The organism is Nocardia otitidiscaviarum NBRC 14405, assembly GCF_000308635.1.
In the GTDB taxonomy this organism is placed as follows: Bacteria; Actinomycetota; Actinomycetes; order Mycobacteriales; family Mycobacteriaceae; genus Nocardia; species Nocardia otitidiscaviarum.
The window spans coordinates 12492-28969 of record NZ_BAGD01000044.1 but is presented as its reverse complement, the minus strand read 5'-3'; the positions used below and the strand labels follow the sequence as shown (position 1 = coordinate 28969).

General features: G+C 69.1%; 13 protein-coding genes. 10 read left to right on the top strand and 3 right to left on the bottom strand.

The window, feature by feature from the left end; all coding sequences use genetic code 11:
* From ON31_RS07775 to ON31_RS07735, 9 genes are all read left to right on the top strand, one after another.
* Complete coding sequence (locus tag ON31_RS07775; RefSeq protein ID WP_051036968.1) at nucleotides 1-1833, top strand: IucA/IucC family protein; 1833 nt, start codon at nucleotides 1-3, stop codon at nucleotides 1831-1833.
* Complete coding sequence (locus ON31_RS07770; protein WP_039810943.1) at nucleotides 1830-4184, top strand: penicillin acylase family protein; 2355 nt, start codon at nucleotides 1830-1832, stop codon at nucleotides 4182-4184. Before ON31_RS07775 ends, ON31_RS07770 begins: the two co-directional genes overlap by 4 nt.
* Entirely contained in the window at nucleotides 4181-5629 is a 1449-nt protein-coding gene (locus ON31_RS07765) for a condensation domain-containing protein (protein WP_039810940.1), read from the top strand. Before ON31_RS07770 ends, ON31_RS07765 begins: the two co-directional genes overlap by 4 nt.
* Nucleotides 5630-5694: 65 nt before the next feature.
* Complete coding sequence (locus ON31_RS07760; protein ID WP_039810938.1) at nucleotides 5695-7236, top strand: pyridoxal phosphate-dependent decarboxylase family protein; 1542 nt, start codon at nucleotides 5695-5697, stop codon at nucleotides 7234-7236.
* A complete protein-coding gene (locus tag ON31_RS07755) occupies nucleotides 7229-8542 on the top strand; it encodes a lysine N(6)-hydroxylase/L-ornithine N(5)-oxygenase family protein (RefSeq protein ID WP_039810935.1) in 1314 nt (437 codons plus the stop codon). The genes ON31_RS07760 and ON31_RS07755 overlap by 8 nt, the downstream gene beginning before the upstream one ends.
* Before the next feature lie 52 nt (nucleotides 8543-8594).
* Entirely contained in the window at nucleotides 8595-8837 is a 243-nt protein-coding gene (locus ON31_RS07750) for an acyl carrier protein (protein WP_039810932.1), read from the top strand.
* Nucleotides 8831-10000 (top strand): acyl-CoA dehydrogenase family protein, encoded by a 1170-nt coding sequence (locus ON31_RS07745; RefSeq protein ID WP_370450455.1) that lies wholly within the window; start codon nucleotides 8831-8833, stop codon nucleotides 9998-10000. Before ON31_RS07750 ends, ON31_RS07745 begins: the two co-directional genes overlap by 7 nt.
* Complete coding sequence (locus ON31_RS07740) at nucleotides 9997-11265, top strand: wax ester/triacylglycerol synthase domain-containing protein (protein WP_039810928.1); 1269 nt, start codon at nucleotides 9997-9999, stop codon at nucleotides 11263-11265. Before ON31_RS07745 ends, ON31_RS07740 begins: the two co-directional genes overlap by 4 nt.
* Nucleotides 11266-11288: 23 nt before the next feature.
* A complete protein-coding gene (locus tag ON31_RS07735) occupies nucleotides 11289-12926 on the top strand; it encodes a long-chain-fatty-acid--CoA ligase (RefSeq protein WP_039810925.1) in 1638 nt (545 codons plus the stop codon).
* A gap of 133 nt (nucleotides 12927-13059) precedes the next feature.
* Here the strand turns inward: ON31_RS07735 and ON31_RS07730 are convergent, their stop codons facing one another.
* From ON31_RS07730 to ON31_RS07720, 3 genes are read right to left on the bottom strand one after another with little or no spacing between them, the layout of a single operon-like run.
* A complete protein-coding gene (locus tag ON31_RS07730) occupies nucleotides 13060-13902 on the bottom strand; it encodes an ABC transporter permease (RefSeq protein ID WP_081592292.1) in 843 nt (280 codons plus the stop codon).
* Nucleotides 13903-13913: 11 nt separating this feature from the next.
* Nucleotides 13914-14735, bottom strand: coding sequence for an ABC transporter permease (locus tag ON31_RS07725; protein WP_039810923.1), 822 nt, complete (start codon nucleotides 14733-14735; stop codon nucleotides 13914-13916).
* Nucleotides 14735-15688, bottom strand: a complete 954-nt coding sequence (locus tag ON31_RS07720) for a daunorubicin resistance protein DrrA family ABC transporter ATP-binding protein (protein WP_039810920.1) — start codon at nucleotides 15686-15688, stop codon at nucleotides 14735-14737. The genes ON31_RS07725 and ON31_RS07720 overlap by 1 nt, the downstream gene beginning before the upstream one ends.
* A gap of 202 nt (nucleotides 15689-15890) precedes the next feature.
* Between ON31_RS07720 and ON31_RS07715 the strand changes: the two genes are divergently transcribed.
* Nucleotides 15891-16373 (top strand): MTB12 C-terminal domain-containing protein, encoded by a 483-nt coding sequence (locus tag ON31_RS07715; RefSeq protein WP_029926745.1) that lies wholly within the window; start codon nucleotides 15891-15893, stop codon nucleotides 16371-16373.
* Nucleotides 16374-16478: the final 105 nt, after the last annotated feature.

The window sequence follows — 16478 nt, the reverse complement described above, 5'->3', positions numbered from 1 at the left end:
TTGAACAGCACCGTGGCCTCCGCCCGCCGATCCGCGTACTGGCAGACGTACGAAACCAGAATTGCGAAGAAGATCCTCTCCGAGTTCTGTCACGAGCGTTTCGTACATCCGGTCGAATTGTCCCCCGGCGTCTTCGTGGTCCACTCCGACGACGGGCGGACCGAGTATTTCTTCCGCGCCGAACTGCTGTCGCTGGACAGCTGGAGTATCGACGAGAACTCGCTGCGCCGGGTGCGGGCGGGTGAGGAACTGCGCATCGACGCGATCCAGCTCGTCATCGACCTCAGCGGCTCGCTCGGCATTCCCGCCGAGGCGTTGCCGGAATATCTGGAGGAGTTCACCAATACACTGCTGATCAGCACGAATCGTGCTGATGCTCGGCGCATTCCGGTGGCGGAGCTGGCCCGCGCCGACTTCCAGACCATCGAGCGCACCATGACCGAGGGCCATCCCTGCATCGTGGCCAACGCCGGTCGGCTCGGATTCAGCGCCGCCGACGTCGAGCGCTACGCCCCGGAATCCGGACAGCGGTTCCCGCTGACCTGGGTGGCCGTGCGCCGGGAGAACTGTGAGTTCGCGGCGGTGGCCGGGGTCGACTACGCCGATCTGGTCCGCGACGAGTTGGGTGCGGAGACCCTCGCGCGCTTCGACGGCGTCCTCACCGCGCGGGGGCTCGAACCCGCGGCCTACTACTACATGCCGGTGCACCCGTGGCAGTGGGTCGAGAAGGTCGCGCGCGTCTACGCCGTCGACATCGCCGAAGAGCGCATCGTGGAACTGGGCGAGGGCCCGGATCTGTACCAGCCGCAGCAGTCCATCCGGACGCTGTTCAACACCACGCACCCCACCCGGCATTACGTCAAACTCGCGCTCTCCATTGTCAATATGGGATTCACGCGCGGGATGTCGGCGGACTACATGCGCAATACCCCGCTGATCAACGACTGGGTGCGCGCGCTGGTCACCGATGACGAGTACCTGAAATCGCTGGATTTCGAGATGCTCTACGAGGTCGCGGCCATCGGCTACCGCAGCCCGAACTACACGGCCATCACCCAGCCCGGCTCGGAGTACCGCAAACTGCTGTCGGCGCTGTGGCGGGAGAGCCCGATTCCGCTGGTGCGCGACGGGGAGCAGCTTGCCACCATGGCCGCGCTGCTGCACGTCGACCACGACGGAAATCCGTTCGTGGCGACCGTGGTTCGCGATTCGGGCATTCCGGTGCGGGACTGGCTGCACCGCTATCTGCGCTCCTACCTGCACCCGATCGTCTATCTGCTCTACAAGTACGAGCTCAAGTTCTCGCCGCACGGGGAGAATCTGATCCTGGTGCTCGACAACGGCATTCCGGTACGGGCCGTGCTCAAGGACATCGGCGAAGAGGTCTCCATCTTCGGCGATCCGGACGACCTGCCCGAATCCTGCCAGCGGGCGCGGGCGGAAGCGACCGACGACATCCGCAATATGGGTGTGCTGTCGGATGTGTTCGACGATTTCCTGCGCCATCTCGCCGCCGTATTCCATGCCAGCGGGCTGCTGCCGGATCGGGACTTCTGGGCCGTCGTCGCCGAGAGTGTGACCCAATTCCAGGAACTGCACCCGGATCTGGCCGACCGGTTCCGCGCCTGGGACCTGTTCGCGCCGACCTTCAAGGCGATCCATATGAACCGGCTGCAGCTGACCAACAACCGCCGGATGGTCAATCTCGGCGATTCCTATTCGACCCTCGTCGACGACCGGCACGAACTCGTGAATCCGATCGCGGCATTCCGGCCGTCCGCGACTCGGGAACACACGACTCGGGAACACAAGGAGGAGGTGGCGGTTTCGTGACCACCGAGCCCACGAACCACCCGGATGTGGAAATCATCCGGGACGCCTGGGGCATTCCGCACATCACCGCGACCTCGGCCGCGGGCGCGCTCTTCGGCCAGGGCCACGCCTGCGGGACCGACCGCGCCTGGCAGCTGGAATTCCTGCGACTGCGCGCCGAGGGCCGCACCGCGGAGGTCTTCGGCAGCGACAGCGTGGGCTGGGACGAATTCGCCCGGCGCGCCCGCCTCGACGCCGCGGCCCGGCGCATCTTCGAGGCATCCTCCCCGCGCACCCGGGAACTGGTCGCGGCCTTCGCCGACGGCGTGAACAGCACCCTGGACACGGCCGACGCCATCGAGCTGACCGAGTTCGACCACACCCCCGCGCCGTGGCGGCCGTGGACGCCCATCTCGGTGTTCATCGTCCACAACGTGCTGTTCGGCCGGTTCCTCACCAAGCTCTGGCGACTGCACGCGTGCCGGGCGCTGGGCGTGGACGCGCTGGCGCTGTTCGACTGCGAGGGTGTCGACGACACCACCGATCGCGTCCCCGCGATGCCGGACAGCGCCTTCGTCGCCGATCTGCTGCGGTGGCTGCCGGACGCGGCCACCGCCGGCGCGGCTCCGAAAGCCTCCTTCGGCGATGCCATCTCGGGCAGCAATGCCTGGGGCGTGGCCGCGACGCGCACCGCCACCGGCGCACCGCTCATCGCGGGCGATCCGCACCGTTTCCTGGAGCTGCCCGGCATCTACCAGCAGTTCCATTTGGCGGCACCGGAATTCGACGTGGTGGGCTTCTCGTTCGCGGGCGTGCCCGGGGTGCCGCACTTCAGCCACTCCGGCACGGTGGCCTGGGGCATCACCAATGCCATGGGCGACTACCAGGATCTCTACGTCGAGAAACTGACCCGCTCGGGCGCCGCCGTGTACGCCGAATCCGTCGACGGCACCACGCTCGCCGAGACGCATACCGAGGAGATCCGGGTGCGCGGCGGCGAGCCGGTGCGGGTCGAGATCATCGTCACCGACAACGGGCCGGTCATCTTCGGCGGTCCGGACGAGCCGTTCGCGCTGAGCCTGCGCACCCCCATGCTGTGCGATCCGGAGACGACCTTCGACGCGTCACTGGATCTGCTGTTCGCCACGTCGGTGCCCGAGGTCGAACAGGCACTGCGGCAGTGGTCCGAACCGGTCAACCGGATCGTCATCGCCGATACCGCCGGCAGCCTGACCCACCACGTGGTGGGCGCCATGCCGGAACGCGCCGCCGAGAACTACTGGCTGCCGGTGCCGGGCTGGGACGAGCGCTACCGGTGGCGCGGCTACACCGGCGCGTCCGTGCGGGACGAGACGTTCGACGCCCGGGTGTCCGAGTACTCGGTCATCGCCAATCAGCGCATCGCGAAAACAGCTCCGCTGCAACCGATCACCACGGAATGCGCGGCTCCGTTCCGGGCCGACCGCATCGACGCATTGCTCGCGGAGACCGCGGCCGTCTCGGCGGCGGACTGCGAACGCATCCACCGCGATGTCACCGTCGACGCCGGCGACGTCGTCCAGCGGGTGCTGCGCCCGCTGACCGGGCTGAGCCCGCGCGCCGAGGCGGTGCGCCGTCGGCTGCTGGACTGGGACCGCACGATGCACGCCGACAGCACCGACGCGTATGTGTACGCGGAGGTGCGCGCCCACCTGGTCCGCGCCCTCACCGGCGATGCCGCGCTGGCCGGGCTGGGTGCACCCCATCCCTTCGGCCGCACCTTCGATCCATGGTTCGTGGTGGGCACCCGGGTCGCGGCGGCACTGGATGCCGTGGTGGATCGGGCGGCCACGCTCGGGGTGGAGGTGGACCGACTGGTCCGGGAATCCGTCGAAGCGGTCGCGGCTCGACTCGAGGCGGCCGAAGAGATTCCGACCTGGGGCAGCGTGCACGTGTTCGCTCCCATCCACGGCTTCGATCTGGTCGGCGCGAGCCTGCGGTATCCCGAACTGTCGGCACGGATTCGGCCGGGTCGGCTGCCGCTGGGCGGGGATGCCGAATGCGTTTTCGCCAATGCCAGCGCCGTCGGCTTCTCGCACGCGTGCAGCGTCGGCTCCGCCGCCCGCTACGTGTGGGACCTGAACGACCGCGACGCGAGCCGGTGGATCGTGCCGCTGGGTGTGAGCGGAGACAAGCGCTCGCCGCACTTCGAGGACCAAGCGCCGCTGTGGGCGCGCGGCGACCTGACCGGCATCGTCAGCGACTGGACAATACTGCGCGAAACAGCAAGCAAGCGTGAGGAATTCAGCCGCACGCCGGGCTCCGACGGCTTCCGCCCGGCACGCCCGAGCGCATCGGACTCCGCCGTCGCCTCGAGCTTGGGAGACCTATGACCACCCTGACCGACGCGCGACTCGAACTGCTGCGCCGCCGCCTGACCGCCGCGGGCGTGGCCGCCGACCGCTCCCCCGCCCCGGCCGCGACACCCGCCCCCGACCTGCCGGACGGCGCGCTGCGGACCGCCGAGCGGCGTATGTGGAAGATCTACGAACTCGACCCGACCTCGGTGTCCCACAACATCGGGCTGATCCTGGACTTCGAGCGCGGCTACACCCTCGACGGCGTGATCGCGTCCTTCGAGGCCATGGTCGGTAATGCCGCGGTGCTGTCCTCGGTGGTCGCCACCGAGGACGGTGTCCCGCGCCGCGTACCGGCCGAGGTCGAGGGACGCTGGGTCGCACCGGGAGCGGTCTGGGAGTGGGGAACGATCCCCGAGCGGTGCGCAACGGAGCGGCGACGAGCCGAGATGACCTCCGTCGCAGAGGTTCTGACACGCGCGCCCTTCGATCTGACCGTGGAGCCGCCGCTGCGCGCACGCATCTACGGCGGAGACGAGCGGGTCACGCTGGTGCTGGTCGTGCATCACCTGGCGGTGGACGACACGTCCTGGCCGCTGCTGCTGGGCACCCTGACCACCGGTGTGTGGCCCGCGCAGGCGGATCGACCGAACCGGTCGAACGCGCCGGTGACCGCCGACGAGGTGGATCGCGCGGTGCGGCACGCCCGGTCGACCTGGGCCGCCGAGGGGATTCGCTTCCCGCTGTCCGGGGAACTGCCCGCGGTCAGCGCGGCGGAGAGCTGGCTGTCACCCATGGACGAGAGTGCGGGCGTGCGGTTCGAGCGGCCCGTCGAGCGATCCGCCGTGGCGGCGCTCGAGGGTGTCGCCCGCGAGGTCGGATCGACCTCGAACGCGCTGCTCATCGCGATCTGCGCGGTCACCGTGTACGCCCTCACCGACGCCGCGGACCACGTGCTGCTCGTCCCCGCCGACAACCGGCGCCACGGCGAGAGCCCGGATACCGTCGGCTACAGCGGCAATATCGTCCCGATGCGCTTCGCCTTCGACCCGCACGCCACCGTGCGCGCGGCGCTGCGCGATGCCGTCGCGGTGGTCTACCGGTCCATGGAGTTCACCGGCGTCGACTACGGCATCGTGCTCACCGCGCTGCGCGCGGCGGGCGGGCGCTTCCCGGTGGCGGAGATCATGGCCTCGGTGCGCAACGCCCCGCTGCGCGGCATCCCGATCCCCGACGGTGCGCGGGTCGACTGCACATCGGTGTTCCACGGGATCGGCAATTACCCGCTGACGCTCGCATTCGAACTGGGTGCCGATGACGACGTCCACCTGGAGGTGGATCACCAGCCGGAGGTGGTCGACACCGCCCGCGCCCATCGGGCGGCGGCCATCGCCACGGCGCTGGTCACCCGCATCCCCGCGGCCTTGGACCGCCCGCTGGCCGAATTGGTCGGCGCGGTAAGCGAATCCGAGGCCGGATAGCCGAGCCCGCCTGCGGCCCCAGACATTCCGAATCATCCCCCGCATTGACGTAACGAGGTCTACCTGTGTCACCTGAATTCGAGTCCCCCTGGGGGAGAGCGTCCAAGTTCGCCACACCCGGCGACGGCTGGACCGCCGTCGGCGGCGGTCTGGCGCAACTCGCCACGGCGGTCGAGCGGAGCCACCACGGCTCACCGCTGCCCTCCGGACAACCGGCGGAGATGCTGGACGCCGTCGCGGCGTCCCTGGGGGCGGAACAGGTTCCGGACGACGGCGTGGGCGAGGCCGCCGCACTCGCGCAGCTGGCCGACGTGATCGCCCGCTACGGACTGGATCTCACCCACAAGCTGTGCGCCGCGCACCTGCAGCCGCCGCCACTGACCGTTGCCGTGGTGGCCGACGCGCTGGCCAGTGCCACCAACGCCTCCCTGGACACCTACGACTCCGGCCCGGCCACCCTGGGCATCGAGCAGTGGACCATCAGCGCACTGGCGAAGCTGGCCGGATTCGGCGAGAACGCGGGCGGCGTCTTCGGTCCGGGCGGGTCGTACTCGAATCTGCTGGCGCTGCTCATCGCCCGCGACTACGGGGCCGCCCGGCAGGGCATCGACATTCGCCACAACGGCGTGAGCGCACTGCCCCGACCGGTGGTGCTGTGCTCGCAGGTGGCGCACTTCTCCATTCACCGCGCCTGTGCCGCATTGGGTTTGGGTGAGGCGGCGACCATCCCGATCCCGGTCGACGCCGACCACCGGATGATTCCGGAGGCCCTGGAGACGACGCTGACCGAACTGCGCGAGAGCCATACGCCGGTCGCCATCGTGGCCACCGCGGGCACCACCGACTTCGGCTCCATCGATCCGCTGCCCGAGATCGCCGATATCGCCGCGCGCCACGGCGTGTGGATGCACGTCGACGCCGCCTACGGTTTCGGTTCGCTGTTCTCCGACAAGCTGGCTCCGCTGCTGCGCGGTATCGAGCGCGCCGATTCGGTGACCCTCGATCTGCACAAGGTCGGCTGGCAGCCCGCCGCCGCCAGCGTGCTGCTGCTGTCGGATCAGCGCCGGTTCGCCTCGCTGAACCGCTCGGTGGCCTACCTCAACCCGGACGACGACGTGGAGGCCGGATACGGCGGTCTGCTCGGCCAGACGCTGCAGACCACGCGCCGCCCGGATGTGCTCAAGGTGGCGGCGACCTTCCTCGCCTACGGCCGCAGCGGCCTGGGCCGGATGCTCGACGCCTGCCACGACCTGGCCCGCTACGCCGAAGCCCGCATCACCGCCGAACCGCTGCTGGAACTGGTCGCGCCGGTGACCCTGACCACGGTCGTATTCCGTTACCGCTGTGAGGATCTGGACCTGGACCAGGTGAACGGCGAACTGCGCCGCCGCCTGATCAGCTCCGGCACCGCGCTCATCGGCCGCACCCAGGTGCGGGTGGGCGGCGCGGGCGAGCCCCGCACCTGCGTGAAGCTCACCCTGCTGAATCCGGAGACCAGCGCACAGGACATCGACGATCTGTTCGACGAATTGCTGCGGGTGGGATTGGAAGTGGAGTCCGAGGGCTTGCGCAGCGGACACGACGAAATGGTGAAGGTCCATGAGTGACATCGAATCGGTCGACATCCTCGCCATCGGGGCGGGTCCGTTCAATATCGGCCTGGCCGCCATGGCCTCCACGGTCGATGATGTCGAGGTGCTGGTGGTGGATTCCGTCGAGGAGTTCCACTGGCACCCCGGCATGATGTTCGAAGAGGCCAAGCTCCAGGTCAGCTTCCTGTCGGATCTGGTCTCGCTGGTGGACCCGACCCACCCCATGTCGTTCCTGGCCTACCTGGCCGATGTCGACCGCCTGTACCCGTTCCTGGTGCGCGAGGACTTCTTCCCCACCCGTCGCGAGTACGAGGCGTATCTGCTGTGGGCGGTGCGGCGGCTGTCGTCGCTGCGGTTCTCCACCACCGTCGACGCGGTGCGCTGGGACGACGCGCACGACCGGTTCGAGGTGTCGGTCACCTCGGGCGGTACCACCTCGACCATCCACGCCGGTCATATCGTGGTGGGCGTGGGCACCGAGCCCGCCATCCCGGCCGCGCTGGCCACCGACTCGCCGAAGCTCGTCCACAGCGCCGACTACCTGCACCACCGCGACGACGCGCACGCCGCGGGCGCGGTAACGGTGATCGGCTCCGGCCAGTCCGGCGCGGAGATCGTGGTCGATCTGCTCGAGGCCAACCTCGACGGCGGTCCGGCGGTGCAATGGTGGACGCGCACACCGTGGTTCGCGCCGCTGGACTTCACCAAGCTGTCACTGGAAATGACCACGCCCGCCTATATGGAGTACTTCCACGGGCTGCCCGAGGACACCCGCGACCGGGTGCGCGCCGGACACTGGCAGTTCCACAAGGGCATCTCCACCGACACCCTGGACCGGCTGCACGATCTGCTCTACCGCCGCGAACTCAAGGAGAAGCCGCAACCGGTGCGGCTGCGCAACGGTGTCGTGGTGGAGGGCATCGACACCCTGGACGACGGGCGGCTGCGCATTCGTGGACGCCACCGCGACACCGGAGCGCTGCTGGCCCACACCGCCGATATGGTCGTCGCGGCGACCGGCTACCAGCCCCGCGCGCAGGCGTTCCTGGACCCGATCGCGGACCGGCTGCACCGAGACACCAAGGGCCGCCTGATCATCGAGGGCAATCACGCGGTGGCCGCCGACACCGCACTGGCGGGACGAGTGTTCGTCGCCAATGCCGAGGCGCACGCGGTGGGCGTGTCCGCGCCGAACCTGGACATCGGCGCGATGCGCAATGCCAAGATCCTCAACTCGGTCCTCGGCCGCGAGGTCTACCGCTTGCAGCGCAATACGGCGTTCACCAGCTTCGGTGTCGGCGACGAGGAAGTCCTCGAATAGCGCCGCTCGCGCACCGGTTACCCATTCTCTTCTGTTCCCAAGGAGTTTCGACATGTCCGACCACATCAGTGACGCGCTGAACAGCATTCTCGAAGAAGACCTCGATCTGTCCCTGGCCGATGTCACCCGCTCGTCGCTGCTGATCGAGGATCTCGGCGTCGACTCGGTGGCCTTCGCCATCGGCGTGGTCGCCATCGAGGAGCGGCTCGGCGTGAAGCTGACCGAGCGGGAGATGTCGCAGGCCGCGTCGGTGGGCGATCTGGAAGACCTCATCCGCTCCAAGGTCGGATCGTGACCGTGACGACCGCACCGGAGACCTACGAGGAACTACTCGACCGCGTCTTCGACGATCAGGTGGTCGCCTGGACCGAAGCGGCCGAGCAGGACAAGAAGTTCCCCCGGGTGCTGCTCGAGCATCTCGGCAAGGAGGGCGTCTTCGCCCGCAAGTGGGAAGACCGCAAGCTCACCGACCTCGGCAAGCATTTCGCCCTGGCGCAGCGCTTGGGCGCGCTGAACTCGGCGGGCATCGGAGTCGGTGTGAGCCTGCACGATTCGGCCATCGCCATCCTGCGGCGGTTCGGACGCAACGATTTTCAGCGGGAACTGGCCGACCGGGCCATCGAGACCCAGGCGGTGCTGTGCATCGCGGCGTCGGAGGAATCCGGCGGCTCCGATCTCCAGATCGCCCGCACCATGCTCGAACCCGAGGGCGACGGCTACCGGGTGGTCGGCCACAAGAAGTTCGTCTCGCTCTCACCCATCGCCGACCAGATCATGGTGGTGTGCCGCAGCGCCGGGGACGGCTCGTCGGCCGAACACGGCAATGTGGCCCTGGCGATCGTGCCCACCGCACAGGTCCAGATCGCCACCCCGTACGAGAAGCTGGGGGCGGGACCGCTGGACACCGCCGCGGTCACCATCGACACCTGGGTGCCCGCGGAAGCGCTCATCGGTCGTCCGGGCACGGGTCTCGCCATGATCAGCTGGGGTCTGGCGCACGAGCGCTTCTCGGTGGCCGGACAGATCGCCGGGGCCTGCGAGGTCATGCTCGGCGTCACGCTGGCCCGCATGATGGACCGGACCCAGTTCGGCAAGCGCCTCTACGACCACCAGGCGTTGCGGCTGCGGCTGGCCGACCTGCAATCGCGGGTCGACATGCTGCGCTACGCCCTCGCGGGGGTCGCGGCGGAAGGAAAGATCAACCTGCGCACCGCCGCCGCGCTCAAGGCCACCGCCGCCAACCTCGGTGAGGAGGTGGCGTCGCAGTGCCTGCACATCTTCGGCGGCATCGGCTATCTGGAGACCGGACTGCCGATCGGACGCTGGTGGCGGGATATGAAACTGGCCCGCGTCGGCGGCGGCACCGACGAAATCCTGTGGGAGCTGGTGGCCGCGGCCATGAAACCCGATACCGCGCGATACCGGACGATGTTCGAGAACCAGGTGGAACTGCCATGACCAACGCCAGCGCACCCATCGAACTGGCCCCGCCCGACCACACCTACCTGCACCTGGACGCGAAGGGTCGCCCCATGCACTGGGCGATGCTGCTCGAACTGGAGGCGGCCGGGGAACGGCTCACCCTCGACGCCATCCGGGACCGGGTGGCCGAGCGCATCGGCCTGTTCGACATCTTCCGGGTCGGCATCGCCGAAGGCCGTTGGCGCCCACCGCGCGTCGTGTTGACCGACCGGCCGGACCTCACCCGGCACCTCACCGGCGGCGACTTCACCGATCAGGCCGACCTGCGACGGCAGCTGGCCACGCTGATGGAGACGCCGCTGCCCCGTCCCGAGCCGCTATGGCACATCACGCTGCTGACACCGCGCGGTGACGGCGCGCAGCGCATACTGCTGCGGGTGCACCACGCGCTGTCCGACGGCATCGCCGGGGCCGCCTTCGCCGCGCTACTGGCCGACGGCACCGCCGACGACCTGTCGGAGTTCGAGCGTTTCGCCACCAGCCCGCGCTTCCGCACCCCGCCCGTCGAGCCGGAGGTGCTGAAGGAGTCCAAGGCCGCCTTCAACGACCAGTGGGCCGCCGGGCGCACGGGCCGCGGCTGGCCCAAGCTGACCAAGAACGGCCGCCGCGAGGTCGCGACGACCGGCATCTCGACCCGGGAACTGCGCCGCGCCGCCAAGAAACACGATGCGACGGTGCAGGAGTTCGTGCTCGCCGCCGTCGGGCGCACCCTCAGCACCATCCCGCCCGGCGCCCCGGCACAGACGCTGCGGGTGACCCTGCCGGTGACCAACGATCCGGAGTTCCGGCACACCGGCAACGCGGTCATCGTCACGCCGCTGAACCTGCTCGGCAACGAACCCGATCTGGGTCGCCAGATCGAGCGCTGCCGCAGCGAATTGGCGACCATCGAGCGGCGACGGCCGGAACTGACCTCGGCCGCACCCGACGGTGGACCCGCGCTGCCCTGGCCGGTGCAGCGGGTCATCGCGCATGCGGCGATGGCGCATATGAGTCCGGATATCCACATCGGCATCAATCCGGGCTTCTCCCGGATTCGCGCGGTGCTCGGCCGGCGCATCGCCGAACTGACGCCGCTGTCGCCGCTGGCCGGGTACTCGTTCTCGGTGACCTCCCTGATTCTGGGCAATCGCACCTCGTTCGGCGTCGTCACCGACCCGGCCGCCCTGCCCGCGGGTTACGCCGCGACCTTCGTAGAGAACTTCGACCGCGTGCTGCGCGAGGCAGCGCCGTCGGCATGAGCCGGGAAGAGACCGGAAGAGTTATGAGCACAGTCACCGAGCTGCTGTTCGAGCAGCCCGCATCCACCACCACCGGCCTGTGGAGTGGAAGCGACACAACGGAATTGGCTTTCCACAGCTGGGAGCAGGTGCGCTCGCGCGCCCGCCGGATCGCGGGCGGCCTGGCGAACGCGGGCGTCGAACACGGCGGGTCGGTCGCCATTCTCGCCGGTGCGCCCGCCGATGTGGCGGCCCTGGTGCAGGCCACCTGGCTGCGCGGCGCGGCCTTCACCATGCTGCACCAGCCGACGCCGCGCACCAATCTGGAAACCTGGGTGGCCGACACCCGCGCCGTGGTGGCCATGCTCGGCGCGGCGGTGATCGCGGTCGGCGAGCCGTTCACGGCCGCCGTGCGCGATCTGGATCTGGGCGCGCCCATCGTGTCGGTCGAAGAACTGGCGGCCGCCACCGAGGTGGGGCCGGTGCCCACCGCCGAGGACGATATCGCGATTCTCCAGCTGACCTCCGGCACCACCGGTGTCCCGAAGGCCGTCGCCATCTCGCACGGCAATGTGCGGCAGAACCAGCACGCCATGGTCGCCGCGGCGGGATTCCGGCCCGAGAGCGACGTGGTGGTGAGTTGGCTGCCGCTCTATCACGATATGGGCATGGTGGGCATGATGCTCACGCCCATGCTCGCGCAGGCGACCACGGTGATCACCACCCCGCTGGCCTTCCTGAAGAGCCCACTGAAGTGGGCCGAGTACATCACCCGATTCGGCGGCACCTACACCGCCGCACCGAATTTCGCGTACTCGCTGCTCGCCCGGCGGCTCAAGCGCGCCCCCGAGGGCGCTTACGACCTGTCGACGCTGCGGGTCGCGGTGAACGGCGCGGAGGTCATCGACGAGAGCACTCTCGACGAATTCGTCACCCAGGCAGCACGTTTCGGCCTGCGACCGGAGGCCGTCATGCCCGCCTACGGCATGGCCGAGACCACCCTCGCGGTGTCGTTCGCCCCGGTTGACGAGGTGTTCTCGGTGGATGTCATCGACGGCGAGGTGGCCGAGCGCGACGGCGTCGCGCGCCGGGACGGCATCGAGCGGCCGCGGTCCCTGGCCAAACTGGGCGCACCAGTACCGGGGATCGAACTGCGCGTGGTCGACGAGCGCGGCACCGTGCTGCCCGCCGACCGCATCGGCAGCATTCTGGTGCGCGGCGACGCCGTCACCACCCGCTACCTCGGACCGGACGGGTACGCGTCGGCCGTCGACGCCGAAGGCTGGCTGTCCACCGGCGATCTCGGCTATGTCACCGAGAGCGGTGAGGTCGTGGTCACCGGCCGGAAGAAGGACGTCATCATCGTCGCGGGCCGCAATATCGCGCCGACCGTGGTCGAGCGCGCGGCGGGCACCGTGTCCGGCGTGCGTCCCGGTGGTGTGGCGGCGGTGGCGGTGCGACTGCCCTCCATGGCCCGCGAGGGCATCGCGGTCATCGCCGAATCCGATGCGGCCGCCGATGCCGATGCGGCCGAACGGATTCGCAAGGAGGTGGCGCGCGCGGTATACGACGATGTCGGCATCGCGCCCGCCGTGGTCACCATTGTGACGAAGGGGGCGCTGCCGAAGACCCCGTCGGGCAAGCTGCGCCGCTCGCTGGCGACCAGCCTGATCCCGGCCTGAGACCGCGCAGGCAAACGAGCAGGGGCCGGAACGCGATTCGCGTTCCGGCCCCTGCCGTTTCGGTGTTCCGGCCCCTGCCGTTTCGGTTTTCCGGCCCCTGCCGTATCGGTTTTCCGGCCCCTGCCGTATCGGTTCAGCGGCGCTGCTCGGCGGCGTGGCGGTACCCCCGTGCCGCCAGCGGACCGAACACGACGATCAGCCCGATGGTCCAGACCACCGTGAGGACGAGCGGTTTCGCCACCGCACCGCTCTCGGTCAGGCCGCGCACGGCGTCCACCGCCGGGGTCATCGGCTGATGCCGCACCACCGGCTGCAACCAGCCCGGATATTCCGAGACCGGAGCGAAGCCGCCGTTGAAGAACAGCAGCAGCAGGAACAACCCGCCCAACTGCTGCACGGCCTGCCGTCCCGACGCCACCGTGGCCATGGCGATCACCGGCACCGCGATGCCGACCGCGAACACCATCGGCACCAGCACCGCGCCGACGGCGGCGGCGATCCCGTGCTCGAAGCGGAAGCCCAGCGGCACCGCCACGGCGAACAACACCACGGTGGCGATGCCGGTGCGCAGCGCCTCGGCGAGCAGCCGCCCGGCGATGAAGCCCGCGCGCGGCACCGGCAGCGTCCAGGTGCGCGCCAGCAGGCCGGAATCGCGTTCGGCGATCAGGCTGATCGCCGTGGCGAGGGTGCCGAACAGCGCCCCCACCAGCGCCACCAGACCGGTATTGCCGTACACGCTGTCCCCGCCGCCCATGGCGGTCACCGTCTTGCCCAGCACCAGCTGGAACATCAGCAGCATGAAGGCGGGAAAGACCAACGACTGCACCACGATTCCCGGATCACGCGACCACGACCGCAGCAGTGCGCCCGCGTGTACGAGCGACTGCCGCAGCAGCGGAACGGCCTGCCGCGACGGCCAGGTGGCGGTCATATCGTCGGACTCCTGTGCGGTGGGCGCGGACTCGGTTGCTGTCATGGCTTCCTGATTCATCGGCTCACCTGCGCTCGACCCGCCGCGACAATCGCGACCCCGCCCGCGGTGAGCAGCGCCGCCGCCCAGCTGAGAGCGGCCGTCAACTCGATCCCGGTCCCGCTCGCCAGCGCGCGCAGCGCATCGGCGAACACCGACATGGGCTGATTGCGGACGAACGGCTGCGCCCAGTCCGGAAACCCTTCCGCCGGAACGAGTCCCGTGGAGGCCATCACCAGGATCAGCTGCGGGATCATGAGAATGCTGGCAACGGACACCGAATTGCGCGCGACCGTGCCGACCGCGTCGGTGAGCATGCTCAGCGCCAGCCCGAAGATCACCACCAGCGCCAGGAAAGCCACTGTGTGCCACGCAGTTCCGTGGAATCGGAAGCCCAACGAGGAGCCGATGCCGACGCCACCGGCCAGCGCCAGCAGCATGCGCACCACCACCCACGCCATGCGGCCCAGGAACGGGGTGACGCGCGGGATGGGCAGCGACATCGTGCGTTCGTGCACCCCGGCGCGGGCGTCGTGCCCGGCGGTCTCGGTGGCGGTGATGGCGGTGAACAGCCCGGCCTGTAACAGGATGATCGGGGTGAGGAACTGCGCGTAGTCGCCGCCGCCCAGTTCGAACTGCCGATGCAGCGGCACGTAGAAGCAGACGAAGAACACGACCGGCCCGAAGACGGCGAAAATCGCGTCGCCGGAACGGATCGCGGCCACGATCTTCTGCCGGGCCAGGGTGGCGGTGGCCGCGCCCAACCCCACCGAGGCACGGGCGATGGAGCCGCCGCGCGCCGGGGTGGCGGAGACGGGCGTAAGGGTGGTCGACGACATCAGTGCTTCTCCGTGAGTTGCAGGAACACCTCGTCCAGCGACGGCTGCCGCAGCCCGATATCCACCACCTCGATCCGCTCACCGCGCAGCCGCGCGATCACATCGGACACGGTGTCCATGCCCTCGGGGGCCCGGACCACCAGGCGGGGGTGCACGGTGCCGGCGGTCCCGTCCGCGGGGGCGTCGACCAGTTCGAAGCCGTCGAGCAGGGACAGCACTCGCGCGGTGTCGGCGCGCTCGATCAGGGTCACCTCGCAGACGGCCGCGCCGACCTGCTGTTTCAGCTGACCGGGCGTACCGGCGGCGACCACCGAGCCGCGGTTGAGCATGACGATGTGGTCGGCGAGCCGGTCGGCCTCCTCCAGGTACTGCGTGGTGAGCAGCACCGTGATGCCCTCGCCGCGCAGTCCGGAGACGGTATCCCACACGGCGGCACGGCTGCGCGGATCCAGCCCCGTGGTCGGCTCGTCCAGGAACAGCACCTCCGGGCGGGTGACCAGCGCGCTGGCGATGTCCACGCGCCGCTGCATACCGCCGGAGAGCGCCCCGACCCGCCGATCCCGCACCGCCGCCAGATCGAATTGCTCGACGAGTTCGTCGATCCGGACCCGCAGCGCATGTCCGCGCAGACCCGTGAGCTTGCCGAAGACGGCCAGGTTCTCCACGGTGGTGAGCCCGGAGTCCAGGGCGGCGTACTGCCCGGTGAGCGAGATCAGCTCGCGCACCCGCGCCGCGTCGGCGACCACGTCGCGCCCGCAGATGCGGGCCTGGCCCGAGGACGGCCGCTGCAGCGTGGACAGCAGTGTGACGGTCGTGGTCTTGCCGCTGCCGTTGGGGCCGAGCAGGCCGAGCACCTCGCCGGGCGCCACCTCGAACGATATCCCCTGCAACGCCGAGACCTCGCCGTATGTCTTGACCAGATCGACGACCTGTATGGCGGGTTCGGTCGACACCGTGCATCCTTCCGTTCGCTTGTTAGGCAAGGCTAGACTAACTTATCGCGAGCGCGGGTGTGACCCGCCTCGCTCCACACCAATCACTTTGGGAGACCTCACACTTCGGCGGCCACGCCCGACTTAGGATTGACTTGCCTAATTTGCCTGGCTAGCGTGTGCTCTCGCTGCACGTTTCGCACGCTGTTCGAGAAGGGCTGTCATGCCAAAGTTCATCAAAGTCGCCGCCATCGCCGTCTTCGCCGCCATTCTCGGCCTGGGCTTCGCCCAGCCCGCGGCCGCCGATGTGTCCATTCGCGATTCGCAGGTCTCCGACCTCTATGTCCGCGCCGACGTGCCGAGCCTGCACCAGATCGAGAAGCAGTTCGCCGCGTTCTGGAACCCGAACATCGGCATGGACGCCAAGGTCGAGGTGAGCTACAACGGCGCCAACGCTCGCGGTGCGCTCGAGCGCGTCATGAGCAACAGCGCCACCATGGACTTCTTCTCCATCCAGGGCCGCGCGCTCGGTCCGGTGAACGTCGCCGGAAACACCATGTCGGTCCAGGTCGAGGGCCTGATGGCGGGCTTCCCGGCCACCAGCACCACCTACCACTACATCCGCGAGGGCGGCCTGTGGAAGTTCGACTGGAAGAGCATCTGCCAGTCGATGCAGTGCGCCGGTAACCCGAACTTCGGCTACTGAGCCACCGCTGACATCCGGCGCGACCCCCTGATTGCGTCCACGCGATCCGGGGGTCGCGTTTGTCATGTCAGCGACCCCAGAGAAACGAATTCGATTGTGAAACAG

What these genes read in the sequence shown, in the direction of transcription:
- ON31_RS07765 (WP_039810940.1), top strand. Translation starts at nt 4,181, where the DNA reads ATGACCACCCTGACCGACGCGCGACTCGAACTGCTGCGCCGCCGCCTG.
- ON31_RS07735 (WP_039810925.1), top strand. Translation starts at nt 11,289, where the DNA reads ATGAGCACAGTCACCGAGCTGCTGTTCGAGCAGCCCGCATCCACCACC.
- ON31_RS07715 (WP_029926745.1), top strand. Translation starts at nt 15,891, where the DNA reads ATGCCAAAGTTCATCAAAGTCGCCGCCATCGCCGTCTTCGCCGCCATT.
- ON31_RS07730 (WP_081592292.1), bottom strand. Translation starts at nt 13,902, where the DNA reads ATGACAGCAACCGAGTCCGCGCCCACCGCACAGGAGTCCGACGATATG.
- ON31_RS07750 (WP_039810932.1), top strand. Translation starts at nt 8,595, where the DNA reads ATGTCCGACCACATCAGTGACGCGCTGAACAGCATTCTCGAAGAAGAC.
- ON31_RS07740 (WP_039810928.1), top strand. Translation starts at nt 9,997, where the DNA reads ATGACCAACGCCAGCGCACCCATCGAACTGGCCCCGCCCGACCACACC.
- ON31_RS07755 (WP_039810935.1), top strand. Translation starts at nt 7,229, where the DNA reads ATGAGTGACATCGAATCGGTCGACATCCTCGCCATCGGGGCGGGTCCG.
- ON31_RS07725 (WP_039810923.1), bottom strand. Translation starts at nt 14,735, where the DNA reads ATGTCGTCGACCACCCTTACGCCCGTCTCCGCCACCCCGGCGCGCGGC.